Here is a 14,027-nt window from a genome sequence, read left to right on the forward strand (position 1 = left end):
TTACTGTCACTAGAGGCGCCCGGCCGCGATCGTTGTCCCCGGCAGGAATCGAAACCCTTGTGGAAATGCGTTGCCACTGGTGGTGAAATGGATAATGTCAGTGTCAGGGTCATCCGACCGGCAAGCTGATACTGGCAGGAGGCAGTGAGTATGGCTGAAGCCCGGCATGCGCGTGAACCACAATCGCGTCCATTCGGCCTGCAGGGCGGCTGCGAACGGACGCCATCGCGCAGCAGGATTGCCCATGACTATCGCGTTGATGAAGCGACTTGTGTGCGGGCTTTTCAGGAGACGATCGCGCTGGATGCCGACACCTCCGACCGCATTTACCGCCGCGCCTGCGGGCTGGTCGAGTCGATGCGAGCACGTCGGCACAGCGCCGGTGGCATCGAGGCGTTTCTGCACGAATACGATCTCGCCTCGGACGAGGGCGTCATCCTCATGTGCCTGGCCGAGGCGCTGTTGCGCATACCCGATACGGCTACCGCCGATCGCCTGATCCGCGACAAGCTGGCCCGGGGCCACTGGGATAGCCACCTTGGCCACAGTTCATCGCTGTTCGTCAATGCCGGTACCTGGGGACTGCTGCTGACCGGCCGCATGGTGGCCATCGGCAGCGACCGTGACAGCTCGGCGTCCAAGGTGCTGCAGCGGCTGGTTGCGCGCGGCGGCGAACCGCTGGTGCGCGCGGCCCTGCGCCAGGCGATGGGCATCATGGCGCGCCAGTTCGTCATGGGTCGGACGATCGCTGAAGCCATTGACCGCGGCACCGAAAGCGGCAACCGCATCTGGCGTTATTCGTTCGACATGCTCGGCGAGGCGGCGGTCTGTCACGCCGACGTCGAGTACTACCAGCAGGCCTATCGTACCGCCATCGAGGCACTGGCTCGGCAGGGCGCCGATCTCGGTGACGGCGCCGCTGCCCCCGGCATCTCGGTCAAACTATCGGCGCTGCATCCGCGCTACGCGTTTGCCAAACGTGCCCGCCTCGATGACGAACTCGTACCACGCGTGCTCGACCTGGCGCGCCGGGCCAGGCAGGCCGGCGTCGCGCTGACCATCGACGCCGAGGAAGCCGAGCGCCTGGAGCCGAGTCTGGACGTTTTTGCCCGGCTGCGTGCCGCCGCCGATCTCGCCGGCTGGGACGGGCTGGGCGTGGCCGTTCAGGCCTACCAGAAACGCGCGCCGGCGGTAATCGACTGGTTTGCCGGGCAGGCCGAGCGCCATGCCACGCGCATACCGCTACGCCTGGTGAAGGGCGCCTACTGGGATACCGAGATCAAGCGTGCCCAGGAACTCGGTCTCGACGGTTACCCGGTCTACACGCGCAAGCCGCACACCGACGTCGCCTACCTGGCCTGCGCCCGGCGCCTGCTCGATTACGACGCGGCGTTTCTGCCGCAGTTTGCCACCCACAACGCCTACACCGTGGCCTGGATCCTTGAGCAGGCCGGTACGGCCGATTACGAGTTCCAGCGCCTGCACGGCATGGGTGATGCGCTGTACCAGGACCTGATGGACAGCCAGGCGATACCCGGTTGCCGCGTCTACGCACCGGTCGGTGGTCACGAGGCGCTGCTGCCGTATCTGGTGCGGCGGTTGCTGGAAAACGGTGCCAACAGCTCGTTCGTCAATCGCGCCGTCGAGGACGACCTGCCGGTGGAAGAGGTCGTCTTCGACCCGCTGCAGGCCACCCGCAAGAGTGCTGGCCAGCCGCACCCGCGGATCCCGCTGCCACGCGATCTCTACGGCGAGGCGCGTCCCAATTCCCACGGTCCGGACCTGAGCGATCCGCTGGTTGTCGCCGAACTTGGCATCGAGCTCGCCGATCGGGCGGCCGAGCCTGCTGAAGCAACTGCCGATGTTCCGGGAGAAAACGACCGGCGGCCGGTTACCGATCCGGGTGACTCCAGACGGGTTATCGGTTACGTGCGTGACGCCGACGGCGCGGCAGTCGAGGCGGCGCTGCAGACCGCGGCCGCCGCGGCGCCGGACTGGAACGCCCGCGGCGGTGCGGCACGGGCCGCCTTGTTGCGCGCCGCCGCTGATCGGCTTGAGGCCGAGCGTGCCGGACTCATGGCGCTCATTGTGAGCGAGGGCGGCCGCACGCTGCCGGACGCGCTGGCCGAGGTACGCGAGGCGATCGACTTCTGTCGCTATTATGCCGTGCAGGCTGAACGGCACTTTGCCGTGCCGCGGCTACTGCCCGGGCCGACCGGCGAGTCGAACGAACTGGCCCTGCAGGGCCGTGGCGTTTTTGCCTGCATCAGCCCGTGGAACTTCCCGCTGGCCATTTTTACCGGCCAGGTGGCCGCCGCACTCGCCGCCGGCAACACGGTCGTCGCCAAGCCCGCCGAGCAGACGCCGCTGACCGCCGCCCGTGCCGTCCGGCTGTTTCGTGCCGCCGGCATACCGGAAGCAGTACTGCAGCTGTTGCCGGGCGACGGCGCGGTCGGCGAATCGCTGGTCAACGATCCGCGCATTGACGGCGTCGCCTTTACCGGTTCGATTGAAACGGCCTGCGCCATCAACCGGGCGCTGGCCAGGCGCGACGGTCCCATCATTCCATTGGTCGCCGAGACCGGCGGCGTCAACGCGATGATCGCCGACAGCTCGGCACTGGCGGAGCAGGTTGTGCGCGACGTCACCCGCTCGGCATTCAACAGTGCCGGCCAGCGCTGCTCGGCATTGCGCGTGCTGTTCGTGCAGGAGGCAATCGCACCGCGACTGCTGGAGCTGCTTGCCGGCGCCATGCGCGAACTGAGCATCGGCGACCCGGCCCTGCTGGCCACCGACGTCGGCCCGGTCATCGACGCGTCGGCCCGGCAGATGCTCGAGCAGCATGCCGCGCGTATGCGCAATGAGGCGCGGGTCATCCAGGAACTGGCGCTGCCGGAGGATCTCGACGACGGTCACTTCTTTGCCCCGTGCGCCTACGAGATCGAGCGTTTGGATCAATTACCCGGTGAAGTCTTCGGCCCGATCCTGCATGTCATCCGCTACCGGGCCGATCAGCTCGGCAGCGTCATCGACGCGATCAACAACAGCGGCTACGGTCTGACCCTCGGGATTCACTCGCGCGTCGAGGAAACCGCCGCATACATCCGCAATCGCGCCCGGGTCGGCAACCTCTACGTCAACCGCGACATGATCGGCTCGGTCGTCGGCGTGCAACCCTTCGGCGGCGAGAGGCTGTCCGGCACCGGCTTCAAGGCCGGCGGCCCCAACTACCTGCTGCGTTTCGCGGTCGAGCGCACCTTCACCGTCAACACCGCCGCGATCGGCGGCAACGCCTCGCTTTATACGATCGACGAGGATTGAAAAGATCGTCGACAGCGTAGAGCTTGCTTCGCGGCGGCTCGCCGCTCCCGCAAGTTACATTTCATTCCCTCTCCCTTTGATGGGGGAGGGCCAGGGTGGGGGTGATTGAATTATCGAGGCTGTTTAACTCACCCCCATTCCCGGCTTACTGCATGCCGGGACAGGCTCTTGCTTCCCCCATCAAGGGGGAAGGGAGAAGGTGGCGTGCGCGCTGTCGGTTGATGCGTTCCCCAGGTACCCGGATTTGGCTATCATCAAAAAACCATCCACCTGCAGGAGCTGACTTCAGTCGGCGAAACATGCACCAATAGGTTCGCGGAATGTGATCTGCTCCCACAAAGGCAGGCCTGGCCAATCACTAATTACCAGTCACCAATTAACCGGTTAACCGATCAGGCATTCACACCGCCGTCGACATTGAGGCAGGCGCCGGTCATGTAACTCGCGCGTGGTGAGGCGACGAATGCGACCAGCTCGGCGACTTCGCCGGTTTCGCCGTAGCGGCCGAGCGCGGTTAGCGGCGTGATAGCCGGGGCGAACTCGCCGTCGGCCGGGTTCAGGGCGGTGTCGATGGGACCCGGCTGAATGCAGTTGACGGTAATCCCTTTCGGACCGAGGTCACGTGCCCAGGCGCGGGTGAAGCCGGCCACCGCAAACTTGCTCATGGTATAAATGCCGACGCCGGGCAACGGCATGCGCTCGCCGAATATGCTGCCGATATTGATGATGCGCCCGCCGCTTTGCATACGGCCCAGACCCTCGCGGGCGGCGAGAAACACGGCGCGTATGTTGAGATCCACGGTCTTGTCGAAATCTTCATCACTGCTGTCACCGAGTTCGCCCAGGGCGAAATAACCGGCATTGTTGACCAGGATGTCGAGCTTGCCGGCAAACTGCCTGTCGGTGGCGGCGAACAGATCGCGCACGCCTTCGCTGCTGCTCATGTCGGCCTGCACGCTGAAGGCCTTGCCGCCGGCCGACTGAATGTCGTCGACGACGGCTTCGGCATCTGCCGCTGAGCTGCCGTAGTTGACCGCGACGTGGGCACCGTCGGCGGCCAGCCGTTTGGCGATCGCCGCGCCGATGCCGCGGCTGGCGCCGGTCACAATGGCGGTTTTGCCCTGTAGTTCCATAATGCCTCCCTGGAGATGGTGTGATTGAATCGTTCTGGTATGACACGCGCCAGTTGTCGACGTTTGCCCGCGATAGCGACTGATTTGTTATTGTTTCATGACAAGCGCCGGTTCTGTGAAAGTGTGCACCGCGTCCAAATAACCGGTCCGCGGACTTCCTCTGGTCCAGCGGTTGCGCTTATCATTTACGCATCGTGACAATGCAAGTCGCTGCGGTGCAGCATTACTATAAGAATAATCAGGTTGTTGGGGGAAGAGATGATGCAGAGTACCTGGAGCCGGGCGTCAGGGCTGGGCATAACGCTGGTGTTACTGACGCTGGCAGCTTGCGGTGATGATGATTCGGACAGCCGTCAGACGGCGGATACGGTTGCCGAGTCGGCGACGGAGGAGGTCGTGCTTCCGGAGGGTGCACCGTCAATGAACGAGGCCGGCGAAGCACTGGCGGCCGAGCTGGATGAGAAGACGTCGCTCGGCGTTCTTGAATACGAGTTCAGGCCGATTGGTCAGGCGGACTGCACGGACGATCGCTGTCGCTATGATTTTGCCGTTACCTTCACGCGTACTGAAAAGCAGTTACCTGCCGACGAGCGCAAGAAAATACGTCAGGACGATCCGCTCAACCCGGAGTTGATGATGCATTTTCACCAGCCCGGTTACGAGCACAGGAGCCGCATGGCGCTGACCTATATCCGCACGGACGAGGGCTGGACGCTGGCGGACAAGCACGGCGAACCGGCTGAATAGGCGACTTAAAGCGCCCGGCGCCGATCACCAATCTGTAGCAGCGCGCGGCGGTCTTCCAGCATCAGCACCGTCAGTTCGGCCAGATGGTTGAGACAGGTCTTTTGCTTGGTACTCAACTGGTGACTGGTACGATCGATGACGCACAGACTGCCAAGGTTATAACCGCGCGACGTTCTCAACGGTACGCCATAATAGAAACGAATGAACGGTTCATCAACGACCAGCGGGTTGTCCTTGAACAGCGGATGCTGACGGGCGTCTGAAACCTGCAACGGCGCCTGCTGCATGATGGTGTGTTCACAGAAGGCGACCGATCGCCTCGTTTCACAGATATCGATACCGACCTTGGCCTTGAACCATTGCCGCTTTTCATCCACAAGCGAGATAAGGGCGATGGGTGTACCGGCAATCATTGCGGCAAGTTCGGTAATCCGGTCAAAATTTGCCTCGGGGGCGGTGTCCATAATGCCGTAGGAGGCAAGTTCGCTGAGCCTTTGGCGCTCAGTGGCATGGCCGAAGGTTGTCATCTCTAACCTTCCTGGCTGCCTTGGGGCAACCGTTCACATGGAGTCGTCAGTTAACAATAGGACTTCTCTGTACCGGCTGCAATTATTGTTGCATCGCGACATCATCCTGTCGCTGGCGGAACTGCGGCAGGAACGGTGATCCAGCTGATTTGTCAGCGGGTTATCAGTTCCTGGTGACTTCGCCCTGGTCGGCCTCTGTGTCATGCGTCAGCGCCTGGCGCAGTTGCTTCCAGGCCCCTTCGTAGTCGCCCTGATCGTTGCGGCGCATGATATTGCCGGCGTAGAAGAATGCCCACAGTTCGCTGAGCTCCGGGTTGCCGCGTTGCAGCAGATTGATCAGCATGCCCTGCGCCGGGAAGGCAGGACCATGAACGGACTCGTAGAATTTCAGCAACGCCCCGCCGACACAGTAATTTTCCGGGCCGACACGGCGACTGGGATGGGGATACAGTGCACGGATCGCATGATAGAGCGTAATACCCGTCAGTACCGGTGTGTCTTTCATCATTGCCTCCGGAATCAGGTGGTCGCTATACAAAGTCTAGTATATAAACTGGTCCGGTTCACGACCGGATCGACCGTTTAAACCATCGCTGAAGACGAGTAGGCTATGGTCTGTACCCTAGGATTGCATGACACCTGAGTTAACGAAAGATAAAAACAGGTGACGGTGCATGCACGATAGCCCATTTTCGCAACGGGCGTCGCCAATAAAAATAATAGAGGCAGGCTACGAGTGCGAGACACTATTGTGTACTTGCCGCATTACTGCCGTTGGGGACAGGAGGGAGTGTGTTTGAACAGTTTACCCGTCATGACATTCCGGTAGCCGAGGGCGTCAGCATACGCTGCATGGTAGGCGGTTCGGGACCGGCCGTGCTGTTGCTGCACGGCTTCCCGCAAAACCTGGCCACATGGGCGCGTGTTGCACCTCAACTGGCAGAACACTACACGGTGGTATGCGCTGATCTGCGTGGCTACGGCGATAGCAGCAAACCGGATGCGGATGGCGACCCGCAAACCTATTCCTTCCGTACCATGGCGACGGACAACGTTGCGCTGATGCAGACGCTGGGTTATGAACGTTTTCATCTGGTTGGCCATGATCGCGGCGGCCGGGTGGGTTATCGGCTGGCACAGGATCAGCCCGATCGACTGATCAGTCTCACCGTGATGGACATCGTGCCGACCTGGATGATGTGGTGGGCCATGGACAAGCAGCTGGCCACGCTCTACTGGCACTGGTCCTTTCTGGCCCAGCCAAGCCCGTTACCTGAACACATGATCGGACTCGATCCGGATGCCTTTTTCGAATACTGCCTGTGCGGCTGGGGTCGAACCGGTCTCGATGCCTTCAATCCGGAACAGCTGGCCGAGTACCGTCGTTGCTGGCGCGATCCGGCCATGATCCAGGGCGCGTGTGACGACTACCGGGCCGCAGCGACAATTGATGTGGAGCACGATCAGGCCGCTCTTGATGAGCGTATCACCACACCCATGCTGTTACTCTATGGTGAGGACGGTGTCATGAATGACTGCTTCGACATTGCCGGCACCTGGCGGCCGCACTGCGAGAAACTCGAGATCGCCGCGCTACCGGGAGGACACTTCTTTGTTGATACGGCGCCGACAGCCACCGCCGGAAAACTGCTGGATTTCCTGGACTGTTATTGAACACCAGACCGTCGCCGTTTGTTCCTGTGGCATCTAGAACCAGTTGCAGCTGAGTTCATTACTACCATGCCGCATACAAGGCGGCATCTTTCTCCACGTATGACTGCGTACCATCATGAACATGCTTTGCGGCTGCAACTATTATCGTGGTCTGCGATCATATCCATGATATGCGTTCATGGCATGATGCGGAACCATTCCCGGACATGTTTAAGACAGGCAGGTGAAGAACAGATTCATGAATAAGACAGGGATACCGATCCCCGGCGAGCGCTTGCAGATCGAACGCTTGCCGGCCTACACCGGGGTACGCTCGTTGCCCGCAGGGCCGGGCGTCTATCGCTGCTATGGCGAACAAGGCGCCCTGCTGTACGTGGGCAAAAGCATCAATATCCGCGAACGTGTCCAGTCGCATTACGCCGCGCGTTTTAGCGATCCCCGTGAGGGTCGGCTGGCCATGCAGACGTATCATATCGACCACACAGAAACTGCCGGCGAGCTGGGCGCGCTGCTGCTCGAGAACCATGAAATCAAGACGCGCCGGCCACTGTACAACCAGCGCCAGCGTCGTTCGCGGCAGCTATGGACGTTGCGACTGTCAACGGCCGCGGATGGTTTCCTGCAGCCGCAGATTATCATGCTCGAGGGCGGCCGGATCCGTGAAACAACCTACTGGGCCTGCCGCAACAGACGCCAGGCCCAGCTGCAGTTACGCGCCATCAGCAAGGCCCAGGGCCTGTGCCCAAAGCGTCTGGGGCTGGAGCGAGGTGGCGGGCGTTGCTTCGGCGCGCAGCTGGGCCATTGCCGTGGCGCCTGCATCGATCGGGAGTCAGCCGCGGCACATAATGAACGCCTGCTGAGTGCACTGGCAGAATACCAATTGCTCGTCTGGCCCTATGACGGGCCCGTCGCCGTGGTGGAAATTTCCAATGACGATCCCGCACATACGGATTGGCACCTGCTTTGGCAATGGGGCTACCTTGGTACCGTCAGGACGAAATCAGAACTGGGACAATTGTGGGCACAAAAACAGTCCCACAGGTTCGACCTGGATACCTACCACCTGTTACTCAAGTTCCTACACGCTGGTGATACCGCGATCCAAAATCACTACGATGTCGTTGAAGTTGATCCAATCAACTAGCAATCGCATCAGTCAATGAGCGTGTGCCATTACTGTGCCAAGTGACAGATGGCATTATAGCCGACCGGTTTTCCGGAAAATTCTGACATGGCGTCCTTGAGCATGCGCCAGAGATAGTCTGCGGAAGCACTATCGAACAATATATGAAAAGCCGGTATTTCGCCCAGGTCATGTCTGATGGCGATGGCATTCATGCGTGCCATTGATGTCTGGGCAATACTGCCTGACTTGAACCTCGACAGGCGCATGTCGACGGCGCATAGTTTGGCAAACATGATATCGGCATGTTTTCCGGTAACAATGAACCACGCCGAGCTATCCTGCCTGGGTACGTGGTAACACTGTTCTGGCATCTGCTCGGCATTCTGTTTCTCAAGACGCCGACATAAATCCGATCGCGCATTGAGATCGGATAGGACAAGCGCCTCGGTGTCCGCAAGCCTGGCAATGAGTGTCTGGTCGGTCTGGAGCCAGGAATAATTGTTTTCCTCGCCAATGCTGAGACCTGTATCGCTTAGCCAGTTGATTGCCTGCTTGCCCTTGAAACCGGTCCGCGGCAACGGTGACAGATCAGCCAGTCCCAGGTTGGCCGCTTGCTTGCATTCGGATTCGATGTTTTCATCAAAACTGGCAGCTATGACTGATTCACCCAGGGATTCAAAATACGCGCCATCGGCTTCCAGCGCCGGGTAATGGAAGGGGCGGCAGGCAAAATCAGTAGGTTTGGCAGGATTTGCTGACATGCGATTACATCTCCTGGCGTTTGTTTTCCGGATCGTAGAATGGCATCTCAATCACATCTGCATTCACAGTCTGGCCATTGCTGAGCTTAATGGTGATTCTGTCGCCCGGTTCATTTTCGGTGCGGGCATAAGCCATGCCGATAATCTTTTCCAGTGTCGGTGAACGGGCCACGGAAGTAACGTGACCAGTGACCACGTTACCATGCAGCACGATATTGGATTCCTGAGGTACTTCTTCTGATTTATCCTTGATTTCAAAACCGACGAGGCGACGCCTGGACGGATGCTTGTTCCTGATTTCCAGTGAGCGTTTGCCCACGAAGAATGGTTTGTTGTACTTGACAGCCCAGCCCATCCCGCATTCCTCGGGATAGGTCATGGCATCCGTATCCTGACCGACAATAATATGACCTTTTTCCAGGCGCAGGTTTCGCTGAGCCTCAACGCCGACCAGCTTGATATCATATTCCTCGCCGGCTTCAATCAGGGCGTCCCAGAGTGCTTCACCCTGGGAGGCCGGAACGTGAACTTCGTACCCCAGTTCACCGACGAATGCGACACGGATCAGCTGTGCGGGGATACCCGCGACAGTCCCAATACGGGCCTCGTTTCCCGGAAATGCTTCTGCAGACAAATCCACGTCCTGACAGAGTTTTTCCAGGACGGTCCGGGAATTCGGACCGGCAATATTGACGCCGGCGTAGGCGGCTGTGACATTGGTAATATCCACATCCAGGCGCCACTGGGCGTTCCACCAGAGCATGGATCGATAGACATTATCGACACCGCCGGTAGTGGCGGTGATGTAGAAATTGTTGTCGGTGATGCGAACGGCCACACCATCGTCGATGATGGTGCCGGCGTCGTTGGTCATGAGCAGGTAGCGGGCGCGACCGGTTGGCTGTTTCAGGTAGGCAAAAGTGTACATGCGGTTGAGGAACTCTGCCGCATCCTGGCCGCGAATCTGAATTTTACCGAGGGTGGAGACATCGATCAGACCGACGTTGTTGCGGATCGCCATAGCCTCGTTGCTGATGCATTGTTCGCGTTCCTCACTCCTGCCGTAGTAGGCCGGGCGCCACCACAGGCCTACGTTCATCATGGTCGCACCCGCCTCGATATGACGGTGATGAATGGCAGTAAAACGTTCCGGTTCAAAGGAACGGCCTGCCAGAACACCCAGTTTTTCCGCTGCCAGAGGCGGGCGCGCCGTTGTGACACCGGTTTCCGATACACTCCGGTTGGTTTCCCTGGAGACAATACGGGCCGTTGCCAGGGCGGAATGCCGGCCCTGCGACGGGCCCATGCCTACAGTTGAATAGCGTTTGACCAGTTCAAGCTCGGCATAGCCATCCGCGCAGGCATTGACGATATCCGAATAATGTAAATCTTCATCCAGATCAACGAATTCCTTGCTCTTTTCATGCGGAAAAATTGGCCAGGGATGATTGATGCCCTGCTGTCCTGTATGGGCAGGTAATTGTGGTTCATCGCCACTCTGGAGTGACAGGTTATTGCAGGCTCGCCAGGCTGCCTGCTGGCCACTTTTGAACACGGCATCCAGGTCATACAGGCCTGCTACCGAACCGGCCAGGTGCAGGTGTTCAGGGAGGCCGGTAATATCGAAAATTGCATTTTCGTCATCGTAGTTGAGCTTGCCACCAGCCTGTAATGCCAGTTGATAGGCTGGTGTAAACCCGGTGCTCATACATATAAGATCGCAGTCTATATGCGAGCTGCTGCTTTCACAGGTGCCCTGGCCGGTAATCTTCGCTATGCGTGCGCCGCTGACATGTCTGTTGCCGGCTACCGCTTCCTGGATAGTACTGCCCGTTTCAATACGGATACGTTTGTTTTTGGCCGCTATGACCAGGTCACTATCCGGAATGTCATGGCGCATATCCACGATTGCTGCGACATCCGTTCCCGCATCCAGCAGGTCAATAGCACTGCTGTAACCATGAGAATTGGCTGTCAGGATGACGGCCCGATTGCCCGGTTTGACGCCAAACAGATTGACCATTCGCTGGGCGCCGGAACCAAGCATAACTCCGGGCAGGTCATTGTTACGGAATATCGCCGGTTGTTCCATTGATCCCGTGGCTAGAATCACCTCATCAGCGCGCACCTTGTACATCCGGTTGTCCTGGATAACCGGCAACCAGTTATCGGCAAACCAGGCGTTGCAATAGGCACTGGTTCTGGCTGTGATATTTGACAGTGCTTCAATCTTTTCAACCAGTTCGTTACGCAGTTTTTCAGAATCAGAGTTGTCTGCGTTGAATCGGTAATAGTTAAGCGAGCCGCCGATAATGACATCCTGTTCTACAAGCAGAACCTGGGCGCCTGATTCGGCAGCCTGTATTGCTGCTGCCAGACCAGCCGGCCCGGCACCGACAACAACGAGATCATAAAATTCGTATTTTTTATCATAATAAAAATGGGGCGTCTCAAGGTTGACCTTGCCAAGGCCGGCACTGCGTCTGACTATCGGTTCCCAGAACTTCTGCCAGATACCCTGCGGCCGATAAAAGGCCTTGTAATAGAACCCCACGGGCATGAATTTGCTCAACAAGCCCATGAATGACTGGCGGTCATGTTTCAGACTGCCACTATAATGCTGGCCATAGACCTTCAGGCCCTGGGATATGGGGTGACGATCAGCCTGAACATTGGGCTCATGTTCAAGCTGTACCATCGGGTCTGCTTCCAGACCAGCCATGGAACGCACACCTCTGGGCCTGTGATACTTGAACGAACGACCTAATAGCCAGACACCGTTGGCGGCCAGGGCGCTGGCAATGGTGTCTCCTGCGAGTCCCTGATATTTATGTCCTTCGAAATGGAATTCAATTTTTCTTTCAGAATCAACAAGAAGGCCAGTGCGTTGCCCGTCCGGCCTGTCTGTGATCCTGTAGTTCTCCGCGCCAGTCATTATTTGTTCTCCGCGTTCTGCTCAAAATTCATGCGCTCGGTATAGAGTTGGCTGGCGGGGTATGTTCGTATGATTTCATCAGTGATGGTGTTTCTTTCAGCTATAAACCAGTATGAAGTGGGGACGTGACACCACCATTCAGTGACAACACCTGCATGGTTGTTGTGCATCCATATATAGTCGGCCCACGCTTCATCGCTGGTCAATGAAGGTTCCGGCATACGGGTTACCTCGCCACCGGGTGCGAATTCAGAGATATTGCGGGGGCCATTCAAGGGACAGTGCATAATCTTCATGCAATCACTCCTGCTGGATTAATGGCTAGCTGCCGTAGCACCAGCTTCATTGGACAGGTGATAGGTTCTGAACCGGGAGAGGCTGAACGGCCTGATCTGGTCCGGGGCCCTGCCCCTGGCGACGGTTTCAGCCATACGTTTGCCTGCAATCGGTGTCGCCTTGAAGCCCCAGGTACCCCAGCCTCCATCGATCCAGTAATTCTGAAGCGGAGTCTCACCCATGATGGGGCTGTAATCAGGTGTCATGTCGGTCATGCCGGTCCACTGCCGTAGCAGCTTTACTTCGCTCAGAAATGGGAACATCTCGAGCAGATGACCTATGAGACCTTCCTTGAGATCCAGTGACGAACGAGTGGAATAGAGTTCATAGGGATCGGAACCGCCACCTATGACAATTTCGCCACGAGCAGTCTGCGAGATATAGCAGTGCAGGGCGGCAGAACTGACAAGAGGGTCAACAAAAGGCTTCAATGGCTGGGTGACCATGGCCTGCAGAGGGAAAGTTCTGATAGGCAACTGGATTCCAGCCATTTTGGCTACTATCGTGCTCATACCAGCCACGGCCTGAACCACATCCTTGCAGTTTACTGTGCCACGATTTGTAACTACACCGGTCACCCTGCCGTTTGACTGCTTGATATCAGTCACTTCAGTACGTTGGTGAAACTCAACACCCAGCTGTGAGGCACGCATGGCATAGCCCCATGCTACGGAGTCATGCCGTGCCGTTCCCCCATCTTTATGCCAGAGGCCGCCAATAATCGGGTATCTGGCATTCTTGTCCAGGTTGAGACAGGGGACCAGTTCACGAATCTGTTCCCTGTCCACCATCTCCGATCGCACGCCGCATTGCTTGTTGACCTCGGCACGGAGTCGAAAGGTGCGCATGCTTGCATCTGAATGCGCAAGTGTGAGCTGGCCGCGTTGTGAATAGAGCATGTTGTAGCCAAGCTCATTGGACAGCTGCTTGTAAAGTTCCACTGATTCTTTGTAAAAATCAACAGATTCCGGTGTTATGTAGTTCGATCGAATAACTGCCGTATTGCGGGCTGTATTGCCACCACCTATGTAGCCCTTATCCAGAACTGCAACATTGGTTATGCCGTGGTAACGGGCAAGATGGTAAGCGATTGCTGCGCCATGGCCGCCACCGCCGATAATGATTACGTCGTAACTGTTTTTCAGTTCCTTGTTTGGAGGAATGTCTTGCCGTGCTGGATATTTTTTGGAAAAGCCGTATTTGAGTAATCCCCAAGGCATACATGGCTCCTGGCTATTGGGCTTAGGTGGCCTGCAAACAATCTGATCGATACGACTTATGCTGACCGTTAATGGACCGTTATATAAAGGACAGTATCGACCATTTGGTTTGACCAAATTTAATAATCACGATGATTCAGAATGATCAGGATGAGTGTCAATTGTCCCTCAGGATTACCACCTACGGGGTATTTATGCACAGTTGCTGATTGAAACACTATGCCACGATGTTTTTCAGGTAGTTATG

Annotated in this window: 11 protein-coding genes; 4 read left to right on the forward strand and 7 right to left on the reverse strand. The window is 58.0% G+C overall.

Annotated elements, in window-relative coordinates; genetic code table 11:
* Nucleotides 1-150: 150 nt before the first annotated feature.
* The gene (gene putA, locus J2T55_RS09165; RefSeq protein WP_259055796.1) at nt 151-3,321 is read left to right on the forward strand and encodes a bifunctional proline dehydrogenase/L-glutamate gamma-semialdehyde dehydrogenase PutA; all 3,171 of its coding nucleotides are present in this window, start codon (nt 151-153) and stop codon (nt 3,319-3,321) included.
* A 392-nt stretch (nt 3,322-3,713) separates the two neighbouring features.
* On the opposite strand, the gene J2T55_RS09170 is transcribed toward putA, so the two are convergent.
* Entirely contained in the window at nt 3,714-4,454 is a 741-nt protein-coding gene (locus J2T55_RS09170; protein WP_259055797.1) for an SDR family NAD(P)-dependent oxidoreductase, read from the reverse strand.
* A gap of 258 nt (nt 4,455-4,712) precedes the next feature.
* Here J2T55_RS09170 and J2T55_RS09175 point away from each other — a divergent pair, with 258 nt between their 5' ends.
* Nucleotides 4,713-5,201 carry a hypothetical protein gene (locus J2T55_RS09175; RefSeq protein WP_259055798.1) on the forward strand — a complete coding sequence of 163 codons (489 nt, stop codon included), beginning with the start codon at nt 4,713-4,715 and terminating at the stop codon, nt 5,199-5,201.
* Nucleotides 5,202-5,206: 5 nt separating this feature from the next.
* Here the strand turns inward: J2T55_RS09175 and J2T55_RS09180 are convergent, their stop codons facing one another.
* Entirely contained in the window at nt 5,207-5,728 is a 522-nt protein-coding gene (locus J2T55_RS09180) for a GAF domain-containing protein (RefSeq protein WP_259055799.1), read from the reverse strand.
* A gap of 163 nt (nt 5,729-5,891) precedes the next feature.
* On the reverse strand, nt 5,892-6,233 hold the full coding sequence (locus J2T55_RS09185; RefSeq protein WP_259055800.1) for a hypothetical protein: 342 nt from the start codon (nt 6,231-6,233) through the stop codon (nt 5,892-5,894).
* A 287-nt stretch (nt 6,234-6,520) separates the two neighbouring features.
* Between J2T55_RS09185 and J2T55_RS09190 the strand changes: the two genes are divergently transcribed.
* Both J2T55_RS09190 and J2T55_RS09195 read left to right on the forward strand, forming a co-directional pair.
* Entirely contained in the window at nt 6,521-7,402 is an 882-nt protein-coding gene (locus J2T55_RS09190) for an alpha/beta fold hydrolase (protein ID WP_259055801.1), read from the forward strand.
* 238 nt (nt 7,403-7,640) lie between these two features.
* Nucleotides 7,641-8,546 (forward strand): GIY-YIG nuclease family protein, encoded by a 906-nt coding sequence (locus tag J2T55_RS09195; protein ID WP_259055802.1) that lies wholly within the window; start codon nt 7,641-7,643, stop codon nt 8,544-8,546.
* Between the two features lie 29 nt (nt 8,547-8,575).
* On the opposite strand, the gene J2T55_RS09200 is transcribed toward J2T55_RS09195, so the two are convergent.
* Genes J2T55_RS09200 through J2T55_RS09215 form a run of 4 tightly spaced genes read right to left on the reverse strand, consistent with a single transcriptional unit; the run spans nt 8,576 to nt 13,780 of the window.
* Complete coding sequence (locus J2T55_RS09200) at nt 8,576-9,289, reverse strand: sarcosine oxidase (RefSeq protein WP_259055803.1); 714 nt, start codon at nt 9,287-9,289, stop codon at nt 8,576-8,578.
* 4 nt (nt 9,290-9,293) lie between these two features.
* Nucleotides 9,294-12,224, reverse strand: coding sequence for a 2Fe-2S iron-sulfur cluster-binding protein (locus J2T55_RS09205; protein ID WP_259055804.1), 2,931 nt, complete (start codon nt 12,222-12,224; stop codon nt 9,294-9,296).
* On the reverse strand, nt 12,224-12,520 hold the full coding sequence (locus J2T55_RS09210) for a sarcosine oxidase subunit delta (protein ID WP_259055805.1): 297 nt from the start codon (nt 12,518-12,520) through the stop codon (nt 12,224-12,226). Before J2T55_RS09210 ends, J2T55_RS09205 begins: the two co-directional genes overlap by 1 nt.
* Before the next feature lie 18 nt (nt 12,521-12,538).
* Complete coding sequence (locus J2T55_RS09215) at nt 12,539-13,780, reverse strand: FAD-dependent oxidoreductase (protein WP_259055806.1); 1,242 nt, start codon at nt 13,778-13,780, stop codon at nt 12,539-12,541.
* Between the last annotated feature and the right edge of the window lie 247 nt (nt 13,781-14,027).

The sequence above is a fragment of the Methylohalomonas lacus genome (genome assembly GCF_024808875.1).
Classification (GTDB): domain Bacteria; phylum Pseudomonadota; class Gammaproteobacteria; order Methylohalomonadales; family Methylohalomonadaceae; genus Methylohalomonas; species Methylohalomonas lacus.

What these genes read in the sequence shown, in the direction of transcription:
- J2T55_RS09180 (WP_259055799.1), bottom strand. Translation starts at nt 5,728, where the DNA reads ATGACAACCTTCGGCCATGCCACTGAGCGCCAAAGGCTCAGCGAACTT.
- J2T55_RS09170 (WP_259055797.1), bottom strand. Translation starts at nt 4,454, where the DNA reads ATGGAACTACAGGGCAAAACCGCCATTGTGACCGGCGCCAGCCGCGGC.
- J2T55_RS09210 (WP_259055805.1), bottom strand. Translation starts at nt 12,520, where the DNA reads ATGAAGATTATGCACTGTCCCTTGAATGGCCCCCGCAATATCTCTGAA.
- J2T55_RS09215 (WP_259055806.1), bottom strand. Translation starts at nt 13,780, where the DNA reads ATGCCTTGGGGATTACTCAAATACGGCTTTTCCAAAAAATATCCAGCA.
- J2T55_RS09200 (WP_259055803.1), bottom strand. Translation starts at nt 9,289, where the DNA reads ATGTCAGCAAATCCTGCCAAACCTACTGATTTTGCCTGCCGCCCCTTC.
- J2T55_RS09205 (WP_259055804.1), bottom strand. Translation starts at nt 12,224, where the DNA reads ATGACTGGCGCGGAGAACTACAGGATCACAGACAGGCCGGACGGGCAA.
- putA (WP_259055796.1), top strand. Translation starts at nt 151, where the DNA reads ATGGCTGAAGCCCGGCATGCGCGTGAACCACAATCGCGTCCATTCGGC.
- J2T55_RS09175 (WP_259055798.1), top strand. Translation starts at nt 4,713, where the DNA reads ATGATGCAGAGTACCTGGAGCCGGGCGTCAGGGCTGGGCATAACGCTG.
- J2T55_RS09185 (WP_259055800.1), bottom strand. Translation starts at nt 6,233, where the DNA reads ATGAAAGACACACCGGTACTGACGGGTATTACGCTCTATCATGCGATC.
- J2T55_RS09195 (WP_259055802.1), top strand. Translation starts at nt 7,641, where the DNA reads ATGAATAAGACAGGGATACCGATCCCCGGCGAGCGCTTGCAGATCGAA.